The 24,219-nt window shown below is 66.9% G+C and carries 19 protein-coding genes, 1 pseudogene and 1 riboswitch; of the genes and pseudogenes, 13 read left to right on the forward strand and 7 right to left on the reverse strand.

Features of this window, described 5'->3' with window-relative positions:
- Nucleotides 1–50: 50 nt before the first annotated feature.
- From QM741_RS03000 to QM741_RS03010, 3 genes are read left to right on the forward strand one after another with little or no spacing between them, the layout of a single operon-like run.
- Nucleotides 51–329, forward strand: coding sequence for a hypothetical protein (locus QM741_RS03000; protein ID WP_415206254.1), 279 nt, complete (start codon nucleotides 51–53; stop codon nucleotides 327–329).
- The gene (locus tag QM741_RS03005) at nucleotides 326–607 is read left to right on the forward strand and encodes a hypothetical protein (RefSeq protein ID WP_415206255.1); all 282 of its coding nucleotides are present in this window, start codon (nucleotides 326–328) and stop codon (nucleotides 605–607) included. Before QM741_RS03000 ends, QM741_RS03005 begins: the two co-directional genes overlap by 4 nt.
- Nucleotides 531–2,735: a hypothetical protein gene (locus tag QM741_RS03010; protein ID WP_415206256.1), complete on the forward strand. Its 2,205-nt coding sequence runs from the start codon at nucleotides 531–533 to the stop codon at nucleotides 2,733–2,735. The genes QM741_RS03005 and QM741_RS03010 overlap by 77 nt, the downstream gene beginning before the upstream one ends.
- A 50-nt stretch (nucleotides 2,736–2,785) precedes the next feature.
- Here QM741_RS03010 and QM741_RS03015 read toward each other — a convergent pair whose 3' ends face one another.
- The 3 genes from QM741_RS03015 to grxC all read right to left on the reverse strand — a co-directional run bounded on the left by QM741_RS03015 (nucleotide 2,786) and on the right by grxC (nucleotide 4,525).
- Nucleotides 2,786–3,793 (reverse strand): isocitrate dehydrogenase, encoded by a 1,008-nt coding sequence (locus QM741_RS03015; RefSeq protein ID WP_415206257.1) that lies wholly within the window; start codon nucleotides 3,791–3,793, stop codon nucleotides 2,786–2,788.
- A gap of 54 nt (nucleotides 3,794–3,847) precedes the next feature.
- The gene (locus QM741_RS03020) at nucleotides 3,848–4,150 is read right to left on the reverse strand and encodes a carboxymuconolactone decarboxylase family protein (RefSeq protein ID WP_415209069.1); all 303 of its coding nucleotides are present in this window, start codon (nucleotides 4,148–4,150) and stop codon (nucleotides 3,848–3,850) included.
- A 114-nt stretch (nucleotides 4,151–4,264) separates the two neighbouring features.
- Complete coding sequence (gene grxC, locus QM741_RS03025; RefSeq protein ID WP_415206258.1) at nucleotides 4,265–4,525, reverse strand: glutaredoxin 3; 261 nt, start codon at nucleotides 4,523–4,525, stop codon at nucleotides 4,265–4,267.
- A gap of 249 nt (nucleotides 4,526–4,774) precedes the next feature.
- Here grxC and QM741_RS03030 point away from each other — a divergent pair, with 249 nt between their 5' ends.
- From QM741_RS03030 to ppk1, 4 genes are all read left to right on the forward strand, one after another.
- On the forward strand, nucleotides 4,775–6,745 hold the full coding sequence (locus QM741_RS03030; protein WP_415206259.1) for a M48 family metalloprotease: 1,971 nt from the start codon (nucleotides 4,775–4,777) through the stop codon (nucleotides 6,743–6,745).
- Between the two features lie 59 nt (nucleotides 6,746–6,804).
- On the forward strand, nucleotides 6,805–7,500 hold the full coding sequence (gene phoB / locus QM741_RS03035) for a phosphate regulon transcriptional regulator PhoB (protein WP_415206260.1): 696 nt from the start codon (nucleotides 6,805–6,807) through the stop codon (nucleotides 7,498–7,500).
- Nucleotides 7,501–7,685: 185 nt separating this feature from the next.
- On the forward strand, nucleotides 7,686–9,017 hold the full coding sequence (gene phoR / locus QM741_RS03040; RefSeq protein ID WP_415206261.1) for a phosphate regulon sensor histidine kinase PhoR: 1,332 nt from the start codon (nucleotides 7,686–7,688) through the stop codon (nucleotides 9,015–9,017).
- Nucleotides 9,014–11,179, forward strand: a complete 2,166-nt coding sequence (gene ppk1 / locus QM741_RS03045) for a polyphosphate kinase 1 (protein WP_415206262.1) — start codon at nucleotides 9,014–9,016, stop codon at nucleotides 11,177–11,179. Before phoR ends, ppk1 begins: the two co-directional genes overlap by 4 nt.
- A gap of 123 nt (nucleotides 11,180–11,302) precedes the next feature.
- Here ppk1 and QM741_RS03050 read toward each other — a convergent pair whose 3' ends face one another.
- On the reverse strand, nucleotides 11,303–12,373 hold the full coding sequence (locus tag QM741_RS03050) for a hypothetical protein (protein WP_415206263.1): 1,071 nt from the start codon (nucleotides 12,371–12,373) through the stop codon (nucleotides 11,303–11,305).
- Nucleotides 12,374–12,710: 337 nt separating this feature from the next.
- On the opposite strand from QM741_RS03050, the gene QM741_RS03055 reads away from it, so the two are divergent.
- From QM741_RS03055 to cfa, 5 genes are all read left to right on the forward strand, one after another.
- Nucleotides 12,711–13,274: an ECF-type sigma factor gene (locus QM741_RS03055; protein WP_415206264.1), complete on the forward strand. Its 564-nt coding sequence runs from the start codon at nucleotides 12,711–12,713 to the stop codon at nucleotides 13,272–13,274.
- A gap of 79 nt (nucleotides 13,275–13,353) precedes the next feature.
- Nucleotides 13,354–15,834: a protein kinase domain-containing protein gene (locus QM741_RS03060; protein WP_415206265.1), complete on the forward strand. Its 2,481-nt coding sequence runs from the start codon at nucleotides 13,354–13,356 to the stop codon at nucleotides 15,832–15,834.
- Between the two features lie 59 nt (nucleotides 15,835–15,893).
- A riboswitch (Fluoride riboswitch) is annotated at nucleotides 15,894–15,975 on the forward strand.
- 77 nt (nucleotides 15,976–16,052) lie between these two features.
- Complete coding sequence (gene crcB, locus QM741_RS03065) at nucleotides 16,053–16,445, forward strand: fluoride efflux transporter CrcB (RefSeq protein WP_415206266.1); 393 nt, start codon at nucleotides 16,053–16,055, stop codon at nucleotides 16,443–16,445.
- 64 nt (nucleotides 16,446–16,509) lie between these two features.
- On the forward strand, nucleotides 16,510–16,842 hold the full coding sequence (locus tag QM741_RS03070) for a DUF190 domain-containing protein (protein WP_415206267.1): 333 nt from the start codon (nucleotides 16,510–16,512) through the stop codon (nucleotides 16,840–16,842).
- The gene (gene cfa / locus QM741_RS03075) at nucleotides 16,839–17,957 is read left to right on the forward strand and encodes a cyclopropane fatty acyl phospholipid synthase (RefSeq protein WP_415206268.1); all 1,119 of its coding nucleotides are present in this window, start codon (nucleotides 16,839–16,841) and stop codon (nucleotides 17,955–17,957) included. Before QM741_RS03070 ends, cfa begins: the two co-directional genes overlap by 4 nt.
- Here the strand turns inward: cfa and QM741_RS03080 are convergent.
- The 3 genes from QM741_RS03080 to QM741_RS03090 form a co-directional block, all read right to left on the reverse strand.
- A complete protein-coding gene (locus QM741_RS03080) occupies nucleotides 17,939–18,190 on the reverse strand; it encodes a hypothetical protein (RefSeq protein WP_415206269.1) in 252 nt (83 codons plus the stop codon). The genes cfa and QM741_RS03080 overlap by 19 nt on opposite strands.
- Nucleotides 18,187–19,578: a YeiH family protein gene (locus QM741_RS03085; RefSeq protein ID WP_415206270.1), complete on the reverse strand. Its 1,392-nt coding sequence runs from the start codon at nucleotides 19,576–19,578 to the stop codon at nucleotides 18,187–18,189. Before QM741_RS03085 ends, QM741_RS03080 begins: the two co-directional genes overlap by 4 nt.
- A gap of 168 nt (nucleotides 19,579–19,746) precedes the next feature.
- Entirely contained in the window at nucleotides 19,747–21,720 is a 1,974-nt protein-coding gene (locus tag QM741_RS03090; protein WP_415206271.1) for a serine hydrolase domain-containing protein, read from the reverse strand.
- A 160-nt stretch (nucleotides 21,721–21,880) separates the two neighbouring features.
- On the opposite strand from QM741_RS03090, the pseudogene parC reads away from it, so the two are divergent.
- A pseudogene (parC, locus tag QM741_RS03095) lies at nucleotides 21,881–24,122 on the forward strand (DNA topoisomerase IV subunit A).
- Nucleotides 24,123–24,219 lie beyond the last annotated feature (97 nt).

Below are 24,219 nucleotides of genomic sequence, written 5' to 3' on the forward strand. Positions count from 1 at the left end.
CGCGACGCGCAACAACACAAACACGATTCGTCCTTGTCGAGGAAGCTGCCATGAAGATCATTTCGTTATTCACCGTATTGCTCGCGGCAAATGCGAGTGGCGCCGATACCTCCGGCGTCCTGCAGGCGCAGCCTCTCGCGGGCGCGTCCGCCGCACAGGTCGCAGCCAAGGCTGCAGTCACCAGCAAGGCCGTTGCCAGCCCGAAACTCACGGCTGCGATCGCGACGCGCAATAGCGACGGTACGCTCGCGGTCGGCTGCGTCGAGCGGCCGAATCCGCGCGCGGGCAAAAGACCGGCCATCGTCCTCTCGCCGGAGCTTCGGCAGTGAGTCCGCGCATCGGCCTTGCCGCACTCCTCGCCCTGTTCATCGCCGCGCCGGCGGTGAATGCCGCGACCGCATTGACGGCCGGCACGCCGCTCACAGTGAACTTTTCGGCGAATTCGCTGATCACGAACGCCTACATCGACGTCGGCGCCAGCGCGAAACAACTCACCATCAACGTGGCCGGCAGCAGCGGCGACGTTCGACGTGTTCCTGCGCTACGGCACGCCATTCCCGGACACGGCCGATTGCTCGAACAGCGCGACGGCCTGCATCAGCTATGAAATGATCCTGCGCTATGCGCAGTACCATTCGATGAGTTCGTCGTCGAACGAATCGATCGTCGTCACCAATGCCAGCACGATTCCGCTGGCCGCCGGACGCTGGTATGTCGCCGCCATCAACGACTCGAGTTCCAGCGCCACCGCGACGTTGACCGCAACGCCGTCGACGACCGTGTCGACCGCAGCCATCACGCTCGACTTCGGCAACGCCAGCACAGACGCCAGCGATCCCACGCAGGACTGCGACGTCACGCCGTGGTCCGACACCACCGCAGCGACGTCGGTGGGCGGCAATCCCGGCACAACGCTCGGCGACCAGCGCAAGAACGCGCTGCAATACGCCGTGCAACAGCTCGCGCAGCAACTCCAGTCGCCCGTGCCGATCAGCGTGCACGCGTGCTGGGCGCATCTGGGCGGTACCGCCACGCTCGCCACGCTCGCGCACGCCTCCTCGACCAGCCTCGCGTACGCCGACACCGGCTTTCCAATGCCCTGGCTTTCGAAAAGATACACCTGGTACACGAGCACGCAGATCGCGCGCATGGGGGGTACCACTCCGTGCGGCGCGCTCGGCGGCAGTTGCGACGGCGTCGACGGCGACGCCGTTGAAATCACGTTCAACGCCGACATCGGCTCGTCCAGCGTGCTCGGCGGCAGCCCGTTCTACTACGGCTACACCGCGGACACGAGCACGAATTCATCCGACTTCATCGCGATCGCGATGCATGAGATCACGCACGGCCTGGGTTTCCTCGGTCTCGCCAATACCGACCCGAGCGCAGGGCCGATCGGCGCGCGCGCCGGCATCACTACTGGATCGAGCACGGTCACCTACCAGGACTACGATCTCGGCCCTTGGGACGACATCTTCGGCGACAATGTCGTCGACGTCGCCAGCGACGGCACCAACTATACGCCGTTCTTCGGCTACGAGTTGAACAGCCAGCCGAACAACGCGGCACGCGCCGCGGCGATGACCTCGGGCAACAAGGTCACCTCGGCCAGCATCGGCAACCGCTCCGCGCCGACGCTGCTGCGCTGGTCCGACCCGCTCGCGGTGAACTCGTCCGCGAACCTGGCAACCGGCACCGCACCGGCCAATTTCCCGAGCCTGTACGCACCATGCGACCTGACCAGCACGACCACGTGCAGCACCACGGTTGGCTCGACGCTGTCGCACACGGTGCAGCAGGGCGACCTGATGAACGCGTTCTACAACGTCAACCAGGCGCGCACGCTGGGCCTCGCCGCGCCGATGCTTGCCGCGATGGGCTGGTCGACCGCGGCCGCGCCGGCGGCCACCTTCGCCAAGCCGTTCACCGGCATCTGGTACGACCGCGCGCGCAGCGGGCACGGCCTCGATTTCCGCTTCACCGGCAGCAACGAACTCGGCGACGGCTACTTCCTGATCTTCTATACCTACGACGCCACCGGCGCCATCGAAATCTTCCAGGCGCAGGGAAACGTCGTCGACGGCGTCTTCGTCCCGGCCATCCTCGGCGCCGACGGCAGCACGCTCGTGCGCATGCACTACGACGCCACGAAGAAACAGGCCACGCCGACCGCCGACACCGGCGGCAGCATCGTCGTCGACTTCAACCAGGCCGCGAACTCGCCGGCGTGCCGGGACGTCGACCGCAGCAACGCGATCACGCTCGGCGTGCTGAGCTGGTCGTTCGCCGACACCAGCGGAAACGTCACCGAAAGCGGCGACTGGTGCATCGAGCCGGTGACCGCGCTCGCGCAGAACGCCTCGCCCGACCTCGGCGGCCTCTATTACGGCGGACCGAGCGACTCGGGTTGGGGCTTCTCCGTGCTCGACGTCGACCGCGGCAGCGACGGCAACCAGCTCGCCATCGATTTCTACTTCGGCGACTCGAGCGGCAAGCCGGTCTGGGCCGTCGCCAATGCCCTGCCGTTCGTCAACGGCCAGTCCATACCGCTCCTGCAGAACGCGGCAGGCTACTGCCGCACCTGCACGCCGACCGCACGCGACGCCGTGCAAATCGGTACGATCACGCTGAATTTCGGCGCGACGAATACCGTATCGATCAACGCCAGCCCGCTCAGCGGCGGCACGTTCGTGCGCGACAACGTGCCGATCTACAACCTAGGCGTTGCGCAGTAACGCCGGGCGACCGTCGAATCGAAAAGCCCGGCGATCGCCGGGCTTTTTCTTCATCTCAACCGTTCGATCAGCGCGTCGGCGAAAGTTTCCGTCGTGCCGCTGCCGCCGAGATCGGGCGTAACGCGGTCCTTCGCCGCGATCGCCGCGCGGATCGCGCCGCGCACACGGTTCGCCTCCGCCTCGCGGCCGAGATGACCGAGCATCTGGCAGGCGCCGAGCAGCAATGCGCACGGATTGGCGATGCCGCGGCCGGCGATGTCCGGCGCCGAGCCGTGCACCGCCTCGAAGATCGCCGCGTGCTCGCCGATATTCGCGCCGGGCGCAAGCCCCAGGCCGCCGACGAGGCCCGCGCACAGGTCGGAGAGGATGTCGCCGAACAGGTTCGTCGTCACGATCACGTCGAACTGCCAGGGGTTCATCACCAGCTGCATGCAGGTGTTGTCGATGATCATCTCGTTGTGCTCGATCTCGGGATACTGCGCCGACACCTCGCGCGCGACCTTGAGGAACAACCCCGAGGTCGATTTGAGGATGTTCGCCTTATGCACGACCGTGACTTTCTTGCGCCCGGCCTGGCGCGCGAGGTCGAACGCGTAGCGCACGATGCGCTCGGAACCCTTGCGCGTGACCTTCTGCGTCAACGTGGCCGTCTCCCCGTCGGCCGACACCTGCTGGCCCTCGCCGATGTAGGCGCCCTCGGTATTCTCGCGCACGGTGAGGATGTCGATGTTCTCGTAGCGCGACTTGGTGCCGGGAAACGAGATCGCCGGGCGCACGTTCGCGTACAGGTCGAACTTCTTGCGCAAGGTGACGTTGATCGAGGTGAAGCCCTCCCCCACGGGTGTCGTCAACGGGCTCTTCAGCGCGACCTTGTGCCTGGCGATCGCGTCCAGCGTCGCCTGCGGCAGCAACTCGCCGTACTTGTCCTGCGCGGCAAGGCCGGCTTCGACGACGTCGTACTTGAGATCGAGGCCGAGCGCGTCGATCACGCGCAACGCGGCCCGCATGATCTCCGGGCCGATGCCGTCGCCGGGGATCACTGCAATCGTGGTAGTCATGGAAAGGTTCGGCTGTCGGGAAAAAGAAGACGCATTATAGCGATGCGCGCGACCTCATTCCGCTTCCAGCCGATCGAGGAAATCCACCGCGCGGCGCAGATGCGGAATCACGATCGAGCCGCCGACGACGAGGCCGACGCTGAACGCCTCGAAGAATTCGTTGCGATCGACGCCGGCATCGCGGCACTGGGCGATGTGGTAACTGATGCAGTCGTCGCAGCGCAGGACGAGCGAGGCGACGAGGCCGAGCAGTTCCTTGGTCTTCAGGTCGAGCGCGCCGCTTTTATAAGTCTGCGTATCGAGCGCGAAGAAACGGCGCACGACCTGATTATCGTGTTCGAAGATACGCTCGTTCATGCGCTGGCGGAATTCGGTGAATTCCCTGACCCGGTTCCCGCTCTTCGACGAAACGGTCGCGGCTGTTTTCGCGACGGTCTTTTTCGTTGCGGCTTTCTTCGCGGCGGCCATGGGTCAGGCGCCGATGAGTTGCGCGAGCCGGCCGCTGCGCTCGGCCGCGGCGAGGTCGTCGAAGCCGCCGACGTGTTCGCCGTTGACGAAGACCTGCGGCACCGTGCGCCGGTTGGCAGAGCGCGCGAGCATTTCCTCGCGCCGCGCGGGATCCTGGTCGATGCGGAACTCCTCGTAGTCCAGCCCTTTCGACTTGAGCAGGTTCTTGGCCGCGGTGCAGTAAGCGCAGTTCGCACCGGTGAAGATTTCGACTTTGGGTTTCATATTCGGGGCTGATTGAGGCTGAAACTTCAGTGGTCCCAGTGTGCGGTCTGCAAGGCCGAATTTCCAGTGGCGGGGCGACCGGCGGGAAGGACGGCCGCGCGGGCTTCTCCTCCTCTCGAACCCGCCATTCCGGCGCGCTTGAACGCCACCTAAGCACGCCGCTTGCCATACGGCCGAAACAGTGGATGCGGAACCTTTGCAGGAGTAAGGTAATCCAATACCCCTTCCTGCCGTATCGCGCTTTCCGCCATGTTCGCCAAGCATTCCGCTCTCGCCGTCTTCGTGGCCGCGATCGCCGTGCTGACCAGCCACGGCTACGCCGCCGACACGCGCCTGCCCAACCTCGGCAGTTCGGCCGGCAACGTCGCCTCGCCCGAGGAGCAGCGCCAGTACGGTTTCTACGTGCTGCACGAGCTGCGCAACCAGAACGCGGTGCTCGACGATCCGCTGCTCGCGGACTATCTCAACACGCTCGGCTACAAACTCGTTTCCTACAGCCCGCAGCCGGAGCAGTCGTTCACGTTCTTCATCATGCGCGAGAACGAGATCAACGCGTTCGCGCTGCCCGGAGGTTTCGTCGCGGTCAATTCGACGCTGTTCACGACGACGGATACGGAAAGCGAGCTGGCCGCGGTGCTCGCCCACGAAATCTCGCACGTCACCCAGAACCACCTGATCCGCGCGGTCGAGGCCGAGCAGAAGATGACGCCGCTCATGCTCGTCGGCATGCTCGTGGCGATGGCCGCCGCGTCGAAGGCGAGCCCGTACAGCACGAGCAATTCCGACATCGGCGCGATCGCGACCATGCAGGGCCTCGCCGCGCAGATGCAGATCAACTTCACGCGCGCCGACGAGGCCGAAGCCGACCGCGTCGGCATCGCCACGCTGGCCAAGGCCGGCTTCGATCCCGACGCGATGGCCGGATTCTTCGAGCGCATGCAGCGCGCGCTGCGCCCCGGCTTCGACGAGAACGACGTGCCCGCCCTGCTGATGGACCACCCGGTCACGACCACGCGCATCAGCGAAGCGAAGGCGCGCGCCGAGCAGATCAAGAAGGAATACCGGCCCACCGTCACGGTCGGCGACGTGGAGGCGGCGCCGAAGGAACTGGCCGGCGTCGCCAACGTCGGGCCCGCGACCGGCGGTGCGGCGACGGCGGAAACGAAGGCCGCCGGCGCCGCGGACGGCACGGCCAGGGCCGCCACGATCGCGACCGGCTCCCTGCTCGCCTCGATCGGCCCGACCGCACGCCCGAACATCGGCGCCTTGCATGCGACCCAGCCGACCGCGGAGCAACGCGCCAGCGCGCAGGCTTACTACGAGTTGATGCGCGAACGGGTGCGGGTGCTGGCGAGCCCGCGCGTGAACGAGACCATCGCCTATTACGCCGACAATCTGCGCGACCACAAGGAGTTCGACACGCCCGCCAACCATTACGGCTACGCGCTCGCGCTGATCCAGAGCGGCAAGGCCAAGCAGGCGATCGCACCGCTGCAGAAACTCGCCGCGGCCGATCCCGAGAATCTCGTCTTCCAGATCGCGCTCGGCAGTGCCGAGTTGCAGTCCGGCGCGCGCGACGCGGCCCTGCAGCGTTACGCGCACATGGAGAAGTCGTTTCCGAACAACCGCGCGCTCGCGCTCGCGCACGCCGATGCGCTGCTGCAGTACGGCGACAAGGCCGCCGGCAAGCAGGCGCAGGAACTGCTGCGGCCGCAACTGGCCAAGGACGACGAAGATCCGGCCCTGCAGACCACGTTCGCACGCGCCTGCGAACTCGCCGGCGACCCGGTGCGCGCCGGCGAGGCGCACGCGACCGCGGCCTACCTCAACGGCCGCGCCGAGGATGCGCTCAACCAGCTCAAGGATATCGCCAAGCGCAGCGACCTCGACTACTACCAGCGCACGCGCGTCGAGGCGCTGATCGCGGCGATGACGCCGCTCGTGCTCGACTACCGCCGCCACAAGATCCGCCCGGAGGACCAGGGCAAGCTCGCCGCGACGGCAAATTGCCTGAAGCCGAAATCCGGCCTCAGCTTCAGCGTGCACAACGACGCCACGCTGGCGCAGGACGATTCGTTCGCCCGCATCGGCGACAGCGCGAACGGCTACGGCGCCACCTCGCCGTTCGCGGATTCGCGCTTTGGCCGGCTCGACGAGACCACGCGAAGCGCCGATTCGAAGACGGATTGCGGTGCCGCGTCATTCAACCGTAACAATTGACGTTTGAAATACCGCAATCTGTCACAAAGCCCCGCTTCGGCGCGGTTGCGAGTCGATTCGTGCAAAAAAACATCCTGATCGTCGAAGACGAACCCGCGATCCGCGACATGGTCGCCTTCGCCCTGCGCAAGGCCGGCATGGAGCCCAGCCACGCCGCCGACGCGCGCGCCGCGCAGACGATGATCGTCGAGCGCGTGCCCGATCTGATTTTGCTCGACTGGATGCTGCCCGGCACGAGCGGCCTCGACCTCGCCCGCCGCCTGCGCCGCGAAGAACTCACGCGCGACGTGCCGATCATCATGCTGACCGCGCGCGGCGAGGAGACCGACCGCGTCGGCGGCCTCGAAGCCGGCGTCGACGACTACGTCGTGAAGCCCTTTTCGCCGCGCGAATTGATCGCGCGCATCAACGCGGTCATGCGCCGCACCCACGGCGTCGACAGCGAAGGCGTGATCGAAATCGGCCCCTTGCGGATCGACAGCGCCGCGCACCGCGTCCATGCCGGCGAGGACAGCGTGGCGATCGGCCCGACCGAATACCGCCTGCTGCATTTCTTCATGACCCATCCCGAGCGCGTCTACTCGCGCAGCCAGTTGCTCGACTACGTCTGGGGCGGCAGCGTCTACGTCGAGGAACGTACGGTCGACGTGCATATCCGCCGCCTGCGCAAGACGCTGGAGCCGCATCGTTGCGACGACCTCGTGCAGACCGTGCGCGGCGCGGGCTACCGGTTCTCGACCACGCCGGCGGCGTGAATTTCTTCCCTTCTCCCGCCGGGAGAAGGGAAGCGGAGCGCCGGATGAGGGAAGAGCGTCACGATTTGCAATGTCGTTGCGAGATATTGCGCCTTTCCCTCATCCGCCCTTCGGGCACCTTCTCCCGGCGGGAGAAGGGAAGCGGAGTATAATTGTGCACATCCGCATTTCCGTTCGCCCGGCCAATGCAATTGCAATTCCTGCAAAGCCACGCATGGCAAGTCTCGCTGGGACGCTTCGTCGTCCTGCTGGCGGTCGCGCTCGTGCTTGGCTGGCTGTTCGGCGCGGTGGAATACGCGGTCATCGCCGCGCTGCTCGGATACTCGCTGCGCTCGCTGGTCAGCCTGTACCGGCTTCAATCCTGGCTGCGTTCGCGCCAGCGGACGCCGCCGCCGGAGGATCGCGGCGTGTGGTCGGACATTTCCACGTACATGTACATGAAACTGCACGCTGAACGCTCGCGCAAGCGCCGCCTCGTCAACCTCCTGCGCGCGTTCCGCGAAGGCGCGGCCGCGCTGCCCGACGGCGTCGTCGTGCTCGACCGCGGCCGTAGCGTGGTCTGGTTCAACGAGGCCGCCGGGCGCCTGCTAGGCATGGCCGCGCCGCGCGACCGCGGCGCGCACGTCGACGCCTTCCTGCCGCCGCAGGCGAAGGCGTGGTTCGCCGACGATCCGACACGCGAGTCGTTGCGCGACACCGCGTCCGTCATCGACGAAGGCGTGCACCTGTCGTTTCGCCTGATCCCGTATTCCTACGAGCACGCCCTGCTCGTCGTGCGCGACATGACTCCGATCGCGCGGCTGGAACAGGTCCGTCGCGATTTCGTCGCCAACGTGTCACACGAGTTGCGTACACCGTTGACCGTGCTGCACGGATACCTAGAAATGCTCGAACCCGAAGTGATGCCGCAACTCGCGCCCGTGCTCGCCGACCTGCGCGGGCAGTCGCGGCGCATGACCCAGATCGTCGAGGACCTGCTCACGCTCTCGCGCCTGGAAGCGCAGCAACAGATCAACGACGATGAACGCGTATCGATGCGCGCGCTGATGTCGTCATTGAAGCGCGAAGCCGAGGGCCTCTCGCAAGGCCGCCACCATGTCGACGTCGTGCTCGGCCGCGACTCCGATCTGCGCGGCTCGAACGACTACCTGCACAGCGCGTTCTCCAACCTCGTGTCCAACGCCGTGCGCTACACGCCCGAAGGCGGCCGCATCGAGATCTCTTGGCAGGCGACGACGGGCGGCGGCGCGCGCTTCGCCGTCGCCGACACCGGCTACGGCATTCCGGCCGAGCATCTGCCGCGCATCACCGAGCGCTTCTACCGCGTCTCGACCAGCCGCTCGCGCGAATCGGGCGGTACGGGCCTGGGTTTGTCCATCGTCAAGCACGTATTGCAGCTGCATCAGGCACGACTGGAAATCGAGAGTGAACTCGGTGCCGGCAGCACGTTCGCCTGCTTGTTCGCGCGCGAACGGCTGCTTGCATTCGAACCGCTTTCCGAGGAAGTCCACCCATGAGCGCCGAAGAATTCACGGTGGCCGCACACGCGCGACGCGGCAATGGCAAAGCCGACGCGACCGCGGCGGAACACCCGGCGACGATCGAAGCGCCGGCGCAGACGCGCGACCTGCGCGACCCCTCGCTCTACCTCAACCGCGAACTCGCCCAGCTCGAATTCAACTTCCGCGTGCTCGCGCAGGCGCAGGATCCGTCGGTGCCGCTGCTCGAGCGCATGCGCTTCCTGTGCATCTCCAACTCCATCCTCGACGAATTCTTCGAGGTGCAGGTTGCGGTCCTGCGCCACCATCTCGCCTTCGGCGACGCCAAGGCCGGCCCCGACGGCACCTCGCCCGCCGAACTGCTCGCGCGCATCCGCACGCGCGTGCTCGAACTGGTCGCGGCGCAATATTCGTTCTGGAACGACACCCTGCTGCCCGAGCTGGACCGCGAAGGCATCCGCTTCATCGCGCGCGACAAATGGACGTCCAAACAGACGCGCTGGCTGCAAGGCTATTTCCAGAACGAAGTGATGCCGGTGCTGTCGCCGCTCGGCCTCGATCCGGCGCATCCGTTCCCGCGCATCCTCAACAAGTCGCTGAACCTCGCCGTCTCGCTCGAAGGCCGCGATGCGTTCGGCCGCGAAGGTCACATGGCGCTGCTGCGCGCGCCGCGCTCGTTGCCGCGCATCGTGCGCCTGCCCGACGAAGTCGCCGAAAAACCCTACGACTTCGTCTTCCTGTCGAGCATCCTGCACCAGTTCGTCGACGAGTTGTTTCCCGGCATGAAGGTGACCGGCGCGTACCAGTTCCGCGTCACCCGCAACAGCGAATTGTTCGTCGACGAGGACGACGTCGAAAACCTCGCGCTCGCGCTGCGCGACGAACTGCGCGGGCGCGGTTTCGCCAAAGCGGTGCGACTCGAGGTCGCCGACACCTGCCCGAAACCGGTCGCCGATTACCTGATGCACAACTTCGAGCTGGCCGAGGCGGACGTGTTCCGCCTGCCCGGCCCGGTCAACGTGCACCGCATCACGTCGATCTACGACCAAGTCGAGCGCCCCGACCTGAAATTCCCCAAGTTCACGCCGCGCCTGATCGCGCCGATCACGCTGGAGCGCAGCCTCATCGAGGCGATCGCCGAGCGCGACATCCTGCTGCACCATCCCTGTGAATCGTTCGGCGCGGTCACCGAACTGCTCAAGGAAGCAGCCAGCGACCCGGCCGTGCTCGCGATCAAGCAGACGCTGTACCGCGCCGGCAACGATTCGCCGCTGGTCAATTCGCTGATCGACGCCGCGCGCGCCGGCAAGGACGTCACCGTCGTCGTCGAACTGCGCGCGCGCTTCGACGAGGAAGCGAACATTTCGCTCGCCAATCGCCTGCAGGAAGCCGGCGTGCAAGTCGTCTACGGCGTGGTCGGCTACAAGACCCATGCGAAGCTGCTGCTGATCGTGCGCCGCGAGAAGGCCGGCCTGCGCCGCTACGTGCATCTGTCGACCGGCAACTACCACACCGTCACCTCGCGCTTCTACACCGACTTCGGCCTGATGACCGCGAACCGCGACATCGGCGAGGACGCGCACAAGCTGTTCCAGCAACTCTCCGGCCTGGGCCCGGTCATCAAGCTCAAGCACCTGCTGCAATCGCCGTTCACGCTGCACAAGGGCGTGATGGAGCGCATCGAACGCGAGATCGCGCACGCGCAGGCCGGCAAGCCCGCGCGCATCGTCGCCAAGATGAACGCGCTCAACGAACCAAGTGTGATCGAGCTGCTCTACAAGGCTTCGATCGCCGGCGTGCAGATCGACCTGATCGTGCGCGGCGCCTGCACGCTCAAGCCCGGCCTGCCGGGAATCTCGGACAACATCCGCGTGCGCTCCATCGTCGGCCGCTTCCTCGAACACAGCCGCGTCTACTGGTTCGCCAACGGCGGCGAGGCGGAAATCTATTGTTCGAGCGCGGACTGGATGGAGCGCAACCTCCTGCGCCGCATCGAAACCTGCTTTCCGATCCTCGACGCCGACCTCACCGCGCGCGTATTCGACGAAGGCCTCGCGAACTATCTCGCGGACAACACGCAGGCATGGGCGCTGCAAGCGGACGGCCACTACGAACGCCTGACGCCCGGCGAGCAGAAGCCACATTCGGCGCAGCAGGCACTGCTCGCGAAGATCTGCTGACTGCGGCGCAGGCGTGGCCGCGTCCGGGCGGCGGCTTTTCGCCCCTGTCATTCATGCCACAGGTGAAAAAGGCACCGGCCATGCCGGTGCCTTGCCTTGTCGCTCGTGCAACCGCAATCGCGGTTACGGTACCCGGCAGCAGCTCGTCCCTACCGTAACTGTATGCGCGGCCGCGGTCGTGTTGTTGAACCCGCAGAAAGCCGTCCCGGCCAAGCCGGTACCGCCAGCCGTGACGCCGCTGCCGCCCGAGTACACGCCGGTAGTGTCCTGATTCCAGCAATATGGCGTTTGGACGGTATAGCCGGCCGGGCAGGTCGTCGTCGTGAAGTAGGTAGCCGTGCTGGCGGGAAGGGATACGTTTGAGTCGATCGAAGTGCTGCCGCTCGCCGTGCCGACCACGACGCAATCCAACGCCGTGGCCGGCGCGGCGGAGAAGTAGCCGAAATAGTCGAGGATCACCTGGGCCGTGCCGCCGCCGCCGGTGAGCACTTCGAAATCGTAGTGGCTGGTGGAGCTGTTCACCGCCGTGGAGATGACGCCCGCGTTCGCCGCCTGCACGTTGGCGCCGTACTGATACCAGTTCACCCAACTGGTAACGCCGGTGCTGCCGTACGAGCGCACGGTGAGAAAGCCGGCCGCGGTGGGGCTGGCGATGGTGACGTTGACGGCGATGGCGGGCTCTCCGGCGCCCGGCAGGACGCATCCCGAACTGCCGCCATAGGAACTGCCGGAATAGTAGGTATCGTATACGCGCGCGGTCGAGCCGATCGCGCCACCGGTCACGCGCGTGTCGATCCAGCGGCACGGCGTCATCGGGGTGAAGACGAGGCTGTCGTAGCTGCTGCCCAGGGCCTCGGTGGTGTCCTCGGCGCTGGACGCATGGCCCGCGGCGGCAGCGCCGGCGGACACCTTGGCCGCGGCGGCCTGCTGCTGTGCCGTGGTGGCCTGGGACAACGCCTGATCCAACGTGGCGACCGAGGTGCTCATGCCGCTCAGCGCGCTGCTCGGCGTGTTGTAGAGCGTGCCGAGCAGGTTGGTGCGCCAGTCGTCGCCGAGGCTCTTGGCCTTGGCGTCGGCGGCGACGTTCTGCGCGATCGTGTTGGCCAGTTGCACGCGCGCCTGCGCTTCGGCGAGCTGGGCGGCGTTGAGCTTGTACTTGCTCGCCGATGCCGGCCGGGCGGAGCCGGACGTCACCGGTGCCGATGCGGTAGTATTTTGCGCGAGGGCGCCCGCGCTGAGGCACAAACCGGCCGCAAGGGCCAGGACGAGTGGGGATCGACGGAATATCATGGTCTCTTTCCTTTGGATTGTGGACGAAAACAGCGAAGCGACGGAATGTCACCGTCGCGGTCGACAGCCGCCAAGGCGGCGCAACCTGCTTCTCGCGTGGCCACACCGAATGGCTTTTCCGCAGCGATGCAAAAAGCGGCTTGCCCTGATCAATACGTAAAAAGGCAGGGCAAAGTGACAAAGGTTCCGGCGCGTGACTTAGGCTACACTCGCGACAACGTCGGCAGGCGGGGATGGGGGAGTGAATTCGGCAGACATTACCGACCTGGTGCTCGCAGCCGGCGACGGCGAGCCGCAGGCGCTGCAATCGCTGTTCGGCGCGCTCTACGCGGAACTCAAGCACGTCGCGCACCGGCAGCTCGCGGCCAGCGCGAATCCCACGATCGACACGACCGGGCTCGTCCACGAGGCCTACCTCAAGCTGGTCCGACCCGGCGCGCTGCACTGCAACGACCGCGGCCACTTCTTCGCCACCGCCGCGCGCGCGATGCGCCAGATCGTCATCGACCACGCGCGCCGCCGCGTCGCGGACAAGCGCGGCGGCGCGGACGCGCGCATCACCGAGTCGGCCGAGGCCGAAGCCGGCGCGCTCGATGCGGACACGCTGATCCATCTCGATGCCGCGCTCGGCCGCCTGCAGGCAATGGACGCGCGCCTGGCCGAACTCGTCGACCTGCGTTTCTTCGCCGGCCTGTCGGTCGAGCAGGTCGCGGAACTGCGCGAGGTGTCGAAGCGCACGGTGATCCGCGACTGGCGGCGTGCACGGGCGTTCCTGTTCGACGCCGTGCACGGGCACGCGCAGTGAGTCGCGGCGCGCGCATGTCCTGCGCGGCCGCGATTTTGCGTGGACGAGTGAGCGACGCATGCAAACGGAAATCGCCACGATGAATACGGATGACGCCGAACGCTGGAACCGCCTCGCCGAACTGTTCGACGCGGCGCTCGAACTGCCGCCGGATGTGCGCGACCGGTTTCTCACCGAACGCTGCAGCGGCGATGCGAGCATGCGCGCGGATCTCGCGCGCATGCTCGCGGCCGATGCGCACGCCGATGCGGGCGCGTTCCTCGAAACGCCGGTCTCGCCGCTGCCCGACGATGCCCGGGAGCGCTGGACCGACGACTACGCGCCTGGCTCGCGCCGCTTCGGCGCCTATCGCCTGCTGCGCCTGATCGGCCGCGGCGGCATGGGAGAAGTCCACCTCGCCGAACGCGCCGACGGTGAGTTCGAGCAGCGCGTCGCGCTCAAGCTGCTGCCGCATCCGACGCCGGGGCTGATGCAGCGCTTCCGCCGCGAGCGCCAGATCCTCGCGCGCCTGGAACATCCGAACATCGCGCGCCTGCTCGACGGCGGCGTCGGCGAGTGGAACATCCCCTACTTCGCGATGGAATTCGTCGACGGCCAGCCAATCACGCAGTTCGCCGCCACGAAACGCCTCGACGTGCGCGCGACGCTGCAATTGTTCCTCGGCGTCTGCGAGGCGGTCGGTTATGCCCATCGTAACCTCGTCCTGCATCGCGACATCAAACCGTCGAACATCCTCGTCGGCGAGGACGGAGTGGCCAAGTTGCTCGACTTCGGCATCGCCAAGCTGCTCGAGACCACGAGCGGCGAACACCTCGCCGGCACGCAGACGCATGCGTTCACGCCCGACTACGCGGCGCCGGAGCAGATCCGCGGCGAGGCGGTCAGCACCGCAACCGACGTCTACGGCCTCGGCGTGGTGCTCTACGAACTGCTCGGCGGCGCGCGACCGTACCGCCTCGACCGCGGCATGCCGGTGCAGCAGGCCATCCTCGGCGTCGATCCGCCCGCGCCGAGCGTGGCGCGCGAACGCCAGGCCGACGCGCGCGGCGCGCGCACGCTGCGCGGCGACCTCGACCGCATCGCGCTGACCGCGCTCGCCAAGGAACCGGAACGTCGCTACGCCAGCGTCGACGCATTCGCCGAGGACCTGCGCCGCCATCTCGACGGCCGCCCGGTCAGGGCGCGCGGCGACAGCGCCTGGTATCGCGCACGCAAATTCGTGCGGCGCAATCGCATCGCGATCGCCGCCGCGGCGGTCGCCGCCGTCGCCCTGATCGCGGCGACCGCGGTCAGCGTGCGCGCAGCCGCCATTGCGCGCGACGAGGCGCGCCGCGCCGAACAGCAGCGCGACCTGTACCGCAACGAGGCCGCGCACGTGCAGTCGGCGCTGCACTATCTTGCGCTCGTGTTCGGCGAAATGGAAAAGGCCGGAGACCACTCCGTGCCGTTGCACGAGGCGCTCGCGCAAGGCGCGGAACAGATCGAAAAGCGCCTTGCGGGCAATCCGTCCGAGCAGGCGAGCATCGCGCGCTTCGTCGGCGAGCTGTTCAGCGAACTCAACGACGACAAGACCGCCGCGCCGCTGCTGCGGCGCTTCCTGGCCTCGCCCGACGCCGTGCGGAATCCGATCGAATCGGCCGACACGCGCATGTATCTCGCGCAGGCGGAACTGCGCCTGGGCGATGCGAATGCGGCCAAGAACGCGCTCGACTCCGCGCAGGCGTTCTGGCGCGAAGACGAGGCGACTTACGGCGACCGCCTTCTGCGCAGCCGCATCGTGCAGGGCCAGATCGAGAAGGCGCTCGGCGACTTCGCCGGCGCGATCCGCACCTATCGCGAGGCGATACCGCAGGCCTGGCAGCGCCTCGGCGCAGTCGACGAGACCACGGTCCAGTTGACGAACTCCCTCGCCCTCGTGCTGATGCAGACCGGCGAACTCGACGAGGCGGGCCGGCTCATGGACGAAGTGATCGCGAGCTACCGTTCGCCGCAGCTCGGCGGCGACGAGGGCTCCCTGTTGATCGCCGAACAGAACCGCGGCGCGATCGCCTTCCGGCAGAAGGACTACGCGCGCGCCGAATCGCTGTTGCGCCATGCGACCGAGGAGGGGCGCGCCCGATTCGGCGAATCCGCCGCACTCGCCTCGGGCGTGCTGAACCTCGGCAAGACGCTGCTCGCGCAGCAGCGCGCGGACGACGCCGTCAAGGCATTCGCGGTTGCGCTGCCGATGGCACGCAAGTTTTCCGGCGAACACAGCCAGCTCACGATCGCGGCACTGCAGGGCGAGGCGGAGGCGCGGCTCGCGCTCGGCGACGACGACGCGGCCGCGCCGCTCGTCGCACAGACAGTGGAACTGTCGCGCGCGCAGTTCGGCGACAAGCACCCGTTGTACGGCGTCGGCCTCATGCTCGAGGCCCGACTGCACCACCTGCAAGGCCGCGACACGGATGCGCGCGCGGACGCGGACCGCGCAATCGCGATCTTCGCAGCCGCGGGCGATGCGGCCGCGTCGCAGTTCGCCGATGCGAAGGCATTCAAGGCCACGTTGCCGCCGGGATAAGGCGTGGCGATATCCCGAACGCAAGGCTGACAGTCCGCGATTTCCCCGTTACCATGGCGGCGTTCGACGGAGATGGCATGCCTCCGGTCGTCGCGCAAGGGCGACACGAACCGCCGCAAGGCTGATGATGCCTGACGTATCCGCGGTGTCGGACGTCAGGCGTTGCGTGCAGCGCCCACCGTCCGCGCCGGGGTTCTCCGCTTGGAACCAGGAGGCGCATGAACGTTCCGTTTTCCTCATTGCTGGCCGTGCTCGTCGGCGGCGCCATCGGCAGCGCGCTGCGCTGGATCCTCGGCATGGCGCTCAATCCCATCCTGCCGACGTTGCCGCTCGGCACGCTGGCGGTGAATCTCATCGGCGGCCTGATCATCGGCTGCGCAATCGGCATCTTCGACCAGTTCCAATCACTGCCGCCCGAATTGCGCCTGTTCGTCACCACCGGTTTCTGCGGCGGGCTGACGACGTTCTCGACGTTCTCCGCCGAAACCGTCACCCTGCTGCTGCGCCAGCAGTTCGGCTGGTCACTCGCGATCGTCGGCTCGCACCTGTTCGGCTCGCTGCTGGCCACGTTCGGCGGCATCGTGCTGATGCGCCTGCTGCTGCGGGCTTGAGGAGGATTCCATGCGCGGCAACCATCTGCGTTTCTACACTTACGAAAACCGCCGCCAGAAAGGCATGCTGCTCTACGAATGGCTGCTCGAACGCGCGCGAAAGCTCGGCATCCACGGCGGTTCGGCGTTCCGCGCGATCGCCGGCTACGGCCGCCACGGTCGCCTGCACGAGCAGCAGTTCTTCGAGCTGGCCGGCGAAGGCCGATCCTGGTCGAATTCCTCGTCAGCGATGCGGAAGCGGACCAGCTGTTCGCGCTGCTGCGCGAGGAGAAGATCGACCTGTTCTACGCGCGCCTCGCCGCCGACTACGGCACGACCGAAGCGCCATCGTCTTGAACCAGGAATCCTGAAGCCGCATAGAAACCGAACGCCCCGCCGATCATTGCCTTGCCCATGACCCGTCATACCGCACGCAGCCGCATCGAATCCCTGCTCGCGCTCGCCGGCGTCCGCATCGACGGCGACGAGTCGACCGACCTGCAAGTCCGCGACGAGCGTCTCTACGAGCGCGTGATCGCGCACGGCTCGCTCGGCTTCGGCGAAGCCTACATGGACGGTTGGTGGGACGCGGCCAGCCTCGACGGCTTCCTGTTCCGCCTGCTCGACGCGCGTGTCGACGAGCACGTAGGCGGCATCGACGACGCGACGCTGTTCCTGCGCTCAAAGCTCGTCAACATGCAGCGCGGCCGACGCGCGTACAAGGTCGGCGAGCAGCACTACGACCTCGGCAACGACCTGTTCGAGACCATGCTCGGCAAGCGCCTGGTTTACTCCTGCGGCTATTGGAAGAACGCGGGCGACCTCGACGCCGCGCAGGAAGCCAAGCTCGACCTCGTCTGCCGCAAGCTCGGCCTCGCGCCCGGCATGCGCGTGCTCGACATCGGCTGCGGCTGGGGCGAGGCGCTCAAGTATGCGGCGCAAAAATACGGCGTGACCGGCGTGGGCATCACGGTGTCGAGCGAACAGGCGCAATTCGCGCGCGAACTGTGCGCGGGTCTGCCCGTCGAGATCCGCGTGCAGGACTATCGCGAGGTCGACGAGGAATTCAGCCGCATCTGGTCGATCGGCATGTTCGAGCACGTCGGCGTGAAGAACTACCGCGCCTACTTCGAGACCGTGCGCCGGTGCCTTGCCGACGACGGCCTGACCCTGCTGCACACGATCGGGGGCAACGAATCGACCAACCATACCGACCCGTGGATCGCGAAGTATATTTTTCCCAACTCGATGATTCCGTCCGCCGCCCAGATCGCCAAAGCGGCGGAAGGATTGCTCGTGCTCGAGGACTGGCACGGCTTCGGGCCGTATTACGACACGACGCTGCAGGCGTGGCGCGCCAACTTCGACGCGGCCTGGCCGCGGCTAGCGGAAAAATACGGCGAACGCTTCCGCCGCATGTGGCATTTCTACCTCGCCGCGAGCATGGCGGCGTTCCGCGCGCGCCGCGACCAGCTCTGGCAGATCGTCTATTCGCCGCGCGGCGTGCCGGGCGGCTACGCGGCGGTGCGCTGAGCGCGCAACGCGAACTCGGCGCAACGACCCGACGCGCCGAGCAGGCGCTCGTGACGGTCGCAAAATCCGTCGTCCCCGCGCACCGAGGCGTAACCCGAAGCGAGCGAGGCGAATCCCGCGAACTGCGCTTCAATCCGCTTCGCGCCGGCGTCGAAATGCGCGCAGTTCGCGCAGATGCGCCGCGTGCGCGCCTCGCGCCCGGGTGCGGGAGCCAGCATCCACGGCAGCGTCATGGCTGCCCCAGTTGCGTCCAGAAGTGCGCGAACACCTGGGTCGAGAGGAGATAGCCGAGGACGAGGTTCACCGCCACGCCGGCGCCGAACGCATAGAACGGCTTCGCGCCGGCTGCGGAGAGATCGCGCAGCCGCGTGGTCAACGCGATGGCGAGGAAGCAGAACGTGAACGCCCACGTGCGCAGGCCCTGCAGCGGCGCGACGACGTCGGCGGCGATCGTCTTCTTGTACGTCGCGTAATCGAGCCCGTGCGCGGCGAGCGTGACGAGGATCGACGCGGCGAAGAAGCCGAGCACGAATTTCGGAAAGCGCTTCCAGATTTCGCCCGCGCCCGTGCGCGTGGCGACGCCGGTCGCTTCCCAGCGCGTCGCCGCGACGATCGAGAGCACCAGCGCCCACACGCCGATCCACAGGTCGCGGCCGATCACCTTCATCAGCGTGAACGCCTGCACGGCCGCATCGCCCACGCCCGCAATGCCGTTCTGGCCGGCGAAACCGGCATAGGTCTGCGCGGCCGCGAAGCCGGCGGCGTCGGCGAATTCCGACGTGCCGATCCAGGCGCCGGCGACACCGGTCGACAAGCCGAGCGCCCGCGCCAGCAGCGGCAGGACGAAGATCATCACGATCGCGAACAGGAACACGATCGTGATCGTCACCGAGACGTGCTCCTTCTTCGCGCCGACCGCGCCGCCGATCGCGATCGACGCCGACACGCCACAGACCGCGCCGCCGGTGCCGAGCACCGCGGCGAGGCGGCGGTCGAGGCCGAGTTTTTTCGCGACGAAGAAGATCGTGCCGAACGTCGCCAGCGAGATGATCGCCGCCTGCACGATCGCGACCGGGCCGGCCCAAAGGATCAGCGCGACCGGCACGCCCGCGCCGAGCAGGACGATGCCGGTCTTGACGTAGAACTCCACGCGCAGCGCGCTCTTGAACCAATCCGGCAGCACGAACAGGTTCGACACAATAAGGCCGACGACGAGCGCGACGAGCGGCGGCTCGAGGCCGTAGTACGACGCCTTTTCCCAAGCGCCGATCGCGAACACGATCGCCGTGGCGACGAACAGGATCACGAACGCCGGCACGAACTGGGCAAGCCGGATGCCGAGCGCGCGCACCGCGATGCCGAAGGCGACGAGCCACAGCGCCAGCAGCGCGGCGTAGCGCACGATGTTGTCGCCGAAATGCCCGGCGATCTGGTCGAAGCTCGACCATTTCTGCGGCGTCACCGCCAGCCATTTGATGCTCGCGCCGCTGCTCGATGCGATCACCGCGGCCAGCACGAGCGCGAGCCCGATCCAGATCGCCCACCAGTCTTCGCGGGCGATGAGTTCGCGCCAGCGCGAGGGCGCGCGCGCGGCGGAGATGGCAAGCGTATCCGACGGCATGGAGTTTGGCCATTTGGAAGTCTAGACGGCCATTCATGCTACGCCGATGCGACCCGCACGCCATTCGCGATCGTTATATCGACATGCTTTTTGTTTTCGTTTCCCGGCGAGGCATGGCCGCCCCCCAGGCGCAGCGACGATCGCCTCCGGCGTGGCCGGAGGTTCCCGTCACTTTTCGGTGAACAAGTACTCGTGCTGGCTGTCGCGGAACGCGAGGGTCTTCTTGCCGTCCTTCTCGCCCGGCACGAATTCGAACCCGGAGGTGGTCGGGGAGACCGAGAAGAACGTCGTCGTCCCGTCGGGATTCTTGCGCGCGGCCATTTCGGTGCGCCACAAGCCGGTGTCGAAGATCATCCGCGCGCCTTCGCGACGCACGTTCAGCGGGCCAAGGTCGGGACTGGAATAGGCCGCCGCCAGCTTGTCCGCCGCCGGACCGGGCGGGACGGTGAGCAGCTTGCGCAGGCTGGCATATTCGGCGCGCTGGTTGTCCGCCCGCGCGCGGACATCGGCCAGCGCCTCCGGCCGCCCGTCGTACAGCACTTCGAGCAGGCGGCGGCGGAACGGTTTGAGCATCAATTGCCCCTGGTCCGAATTGGTCAACAGCACCGCGCCGATTCCCGCCTCGGGAATCGCGATCCAGTCGCTCTTGTAGCCCCACAGGCTTCCGCCGTGGTGGATCAGCGTGACGCCGTAGCTGGAATCCACTTCCAGCCCCATGCCGTAGGCTTCGTTCTTGCCGATCGGCACGCCGGGCTTGCGCCGTTCGAGCAGCGCCGCGGCGCCGATCATCCGCTTACCGCCGGGCAGCACGCCTTCGCTCAACTCGTTCATCACGTACTGCGCGACGTCGTGCGCGCTCGACCACGCGCCGCCCGCCGGGCGGGCGAAATAGAACGTCCAGTTGGAGTCGACGTCGGCCACCGCGGGCTTGGCGTCGATCGTCCAGTCGTGCGGGCTGGCGTGATCCGCCTTGAGCATCTTCGGGATCGAGAAGGTCGTGTCCTTCATCCCGAGCGGACCGAAAATCTTTTCCTGCATCGCCCGGTCGTACGCCGCGCCGAGCTCCATGTCCGGGTAGTAGAGATGGCCGGCGATGTAGCCGGCGGCGCTGGCCATCAGGTTGTTGTACTGGAACACCTCGCCGAAGCCGCTGGTCGGCTCGGTGCCGGCGAGCATCTTGAAGGTCTCGCTCGCCGGGGTCTTCGCGTCGGCGTTGAAGATCAGTTCCATGTCCTTGCGCGGCAGGCCGGTGCAGGCGCAGACGAGGTTGCGCAACTCGACTTTCGCGGTGGTCGCATCGCTGCCGAGGCGAAACGGGGGATAGACCTTCGTCACCGGCTCGTCCCAGGTGATCCGGCCCTGATCGACCAGCGTGGCCAGCAGCAGGGTCGACATGCCCTTGGTGTTGGAGGCGATGGCGAACAGGGTGTGCGCGTCGACCGGGGCGGCCTTGCCCAGTTCGCGCACGCCTTCGCCGCCTTCCCAGACGATCTTGCCGTGGTCGATGAAGGCGAGGCCCACGCCCGGCGTGCCGGTCGCGGCCATCGCGTCGCGGACGAACTGGCGCAGCGCCTCGATCCGCGCGGCATCGAGCGGGTGGGCGGTCTTGCCGGCGAAGCTCTCCTTGGTAAACCCTTTGGGCAACAAGGTATCGTCGATCAGCCGCAACTGCGCGGCGCGCTTTTCCAGCGTCGCATCGGCTCCGCGCAGCAGCAATACGGTCCAGCCATCGCCCTTGCGATACGCATTCGCCCCTACGGCGAGCTTGTCGGCGACGGGAACGTCGTACTCGACCGAGGCGCGTTCCTCCCAGCCGTCCTTGGGCGGGTTGGCGGTGACCAGCAACAACGGGTAGCCCGGCGCGATGCCGGCCTTGACCCAGGCTTTCGCGACCGCGTCGGCGGCATCCTTCGCCGGACCGATATCGACCACCTTGACGATCAGGTCGGCTTCCGGCGGCGTGACGGTCGAAACGCCGTCGCCGGACACCAGCGTCCAGGTGCCCGGCGCGGTGAACGGAGTGCCGGCAGTCGTGGTCGACGGCGTGTCGGCCGCGAGTGGTGCGGCGTGGGCGGCGGTCGACAGTGCGAGCGCGCCGCAGATAGCCAGCAACAACCGGCTGAATGCAGGACGATTCGGCATGGTGAAAGGCATCTTGGCTATGGAAAAAGAAGCGGCGCTCATCGTCCAGTTTCCGCAATACACGTAGGCTGCGCAAGCATCCGTGAGGACGTTCGCCATCGGTACGACGGGCGACCCGGCCTGCTAAAATCGCGGATCGATTCGCGCACTACGGTATTTCATGAACCTGCAAGCCAATTACGAACGACTGCCGCTCAAGGAATTCGCCGAGCGCTCCTATCTCGACTATTCGATGTACGTGGTGCTCGACCGCGCGCTGCCGTTCATCGGCGACGGTTTGAAACCCGTGCAACGGCGCATCGTCTATTCGATGAGCGAACTCGGCCTCGACGCGGCGGCGAAGCCGAAGAAGTCGGCGCGTACCGTGGGCGACGTGATCGGCAAATTCCATCCGCACGGCGACAGCGCATGCTACGAGGCGATGGTGCTGATGGCGCAGCCGTTCTCGTACCGCTATCCGCTGATCGACGGCCAGGGCAACTTCGGCTCGCCGGACGATCCGAAGTCGTTCGCGGCGATGCGCTACACCGAAGCCAAGCTGACCCCGATCGCCGACCTGCTGCTCGACGAAATCGGCCAGGGCACGGTCGATTTCACTCCCAATTTCGACGGCACGCTCAAGGAACCTTCGTGGCTGCCCGCGCGCGTGCCGCACGTGCTGCTCAACGGCTCGACCGGTATCGCGGTCGGCATGGCCACCGACATTCCGCCGCACAACCTGCGCGAAGTCGCCGAAGCCGCGATCCTGCTGCTCGACGAGCCGGAGGCGTCGATCACCAACCTGTGCCAGAAGATCAAGGGCCCGGACTTCCCGACCACCGCTGAAATCATCACGCCGAAGGCCGAGCTCAAAGCGATGTACACGAGCGGCGTCGGCTCGGTGCGCGCACGCGCGCGCTACGTGACCGAGGACGGCAACGTCGTCGTCAACGCGCTGCCCTATCAGGTATCGGGCGCGAAGATCATCGCCCAGATCGCCGAGCAGATGCGCGCGAAGAAACTGCCGATGATCGAGGACCTGCGCGACGAGTCGGACCACGAGAACGCGGTGCGCCTCGTGCTGATCCCGCGCTCGAACCGCATCGATCTCGACGAGATGATGCAGCACTTGTTCGCGACGACCGATCTCGAGAAGAGCTACCGCGTCAACCTCAACATGATCGGCCTCGACGGCAAGCCGCAGGTCAAGGATTCTGAAGAGGATCCTCGGCGAATGGCTGGTGTTCCGCCAGAACACGGTCACGCGCCGCCTGCAGCACCGTCTGGAGAAGGTCGAACGCCGCCTGCACCTGCTCGAAGGCCTGCGCATCGCCTTCCTCAACCTCGACGAAGTGATCCGCATCGTGCGCACCGAGGAGGAGCCGAAGCCGAAGCTCATCGCGCGCTTCAAGCTCAGCGAAGAGCAGGCCGACTATATCCTCGAAACCCGACTGCGCCAGCTCGCGCGCCTCGAGGAGATGAAGCTCAACGCCGAGCGCGACGCGCTCGAAGAAGAGCGCGCGCGCATCGCGGTCACGCTGAAGTCGCCGGCGAAACTCAAGACGCTGATCAAGGACGAACTGCGCGCCGACGCCGAGAAGTACGGCGACAAGCGCCGTTCGCCGATCGTCGAGCGCGAAGCCGCGCAGGCGCTCGACGAATCCGCGCTGGTCGCGAGCGAACCGGTCACGGTGATCCTGTCGCAGAAGGGCTGGGTGCGCGCGGCCAAGGGCCACGACATCGACGCCGCGGCGCTGGGCTATCGCGAAGGCGACGGCTTCCAGCAGGCGACGCGCGGCAAGACCACGCAGAACGTGGCCTTCATCGATTCCAGCGGAAGAAGTTATTCGACGCCGGCGCACACGCTGCCTTCCGCGCGAGGCAACGGCGAACCGCTGACCGGCCGCTTCACGCCGGCCGCAGGCGCGCGCTTCGACGCGGTCGCGATGAGCGATGCGGCGACCAAGCTCGTGCTCGCAAGCGACTTCGGCTACGGCTTCGTGACCAAGTTCGAAGCGCTGCTCGCGAACAAGAAGGCCGGCAAGCAGATCATCAACCTCGACGACGCGGCGCACGTGCTCGCGCCGGCCTACGTCGCCGATCCCGCGCGCGACCGCATCGTCGTCGCCACCAACGCGGGCCACGTGCTCATGTTCTCGGTCGCCGAACTGCCCGAGCTCGACAACGGCGGCAAGGGCAACAAGCTGATCGAGATTCCGAAGGCCAAACTCGCCGAGGGCGAACGCGTCGCCGGCATCGCCGTCGTCGCCGAAGGTTCGGGCGAAGCGACGGTCTATGCCGGCCAGCGCAAGCTGATCCTCAAATGGGCCGACCTCGTCGAATACGGCGGCAACCGCGCCCAGCGCGGCGGCAGCCTGCCGCGCGGGTTCCAGCGCGTGGAGCGCATCGAGACGACGGGCTGAGGGATACCCTGTCGTCTCCGCCGGGGTGACAGCGGCGCGCAAAGTCGGGGCAAGGATCGCATCCGGCGAGCCCTCGTCCGGCGCAGCGCTTCGCTGC

Source organism: Rudaea sp. (assembly GCF_047601565.1).
GTDB lineage: Bacteria > Pseudomonadota > Gammaproteobacteria > Xanthomonadales > Rhodanobacteraceae > Rudaea.

Coding starts and splice junctions, on each gene's coding strand:
- QM741_RS03000 (WP_415206254.1), top strand. CDS start 51: ATGAAGATCATTTCGTTATTCACCGTATTGCTCGCGGCAAATGCGAGT.
- QM741_RS03015 (WP_415206257.1), bottom strand. CDS start 3,793: ATGACTACCACGATTGCAGTGATCCCCGGCGACGGCATCGGCCCGGAG.
- QM741_RS03020 (WP_415209069.1), bottom strand. CDS start 4,150: ATGAACGAGCGTATCTTCGAACACGATAATCAGGTCGTGCGCCGTTTC.
- grxC (WP_415206258.1), bottom strand. CDS start 4,525: ATGAAACCCAAAGTCGAAATCTTCACCGGTGCGAACTGCGCTTACTGC.
- QM741_RS03030 (WP_415206259.1), top strand. CDS start 4,775: ATGTTCGCCAAGCATTCCGCTCTCGCCGTCTTCGTGGCCGCGATCGCC.
- phoR (WP_415206261.1), top strand. CDS start 7,686: ATGCAATTGCAATTCCTGCAAAGCCACGCATGGCAAGTCTCGCTGGGA.
- ppk1 (WP_415206262.1), top strand. CDS start 9,014: ATGAGCGCCGAAGAATTCACGGTGGCCGCACACGCGCGACGCGGCAAT.
- QM741_RS03060 (WP_415206265.1), top strand. CDS start 13,354: ATGAATACGGATGACGCCGAACGCTGGAACCGCCTCGCCGAACTGTTC.
- crcB (WP_415206266.1), top strand. CDS start 16,053: ATGAACGTTCCGTTTTCCTCATTGCTGGCCGTGCTCGTCGGCGGCGCC.
- QM741_RS03070 (WP_415206267.1), top strand. CDS start 16,510: ATGCTGCTCTACGAATGGCTGCTCGAACGCGCGCGAAAGCTCGGCATC.
- cfa (WP_415206268.1), top strand. CDS start 16,839: ATGACCCGTCATACCGCACGCAGCCGCATCGAATCCCTGCTCGCGCTC.
- QM741_RS03080 (WP_415206269.1), bottom strand. CDS start 18,190: ATGACGCTGCCGTGGATGCTGGCTCCCGCACCCGGGCGCGAGGCGCGC.
- QM741_RS03085 (WP_415206270.1), bottom strand. CDS start 19,578: ATGCCGTCGGATACGCTTGCCATCTCCGCCGCGCGCGCGCCCTCGCGC.
- QM741_RS03090 (WP_415206271.1), bottom strand. CDS start 21,720: ATGCCGAATCGTCCTGCATTCAGCCGGTTGTTGCTGGCTATCTGCGGC.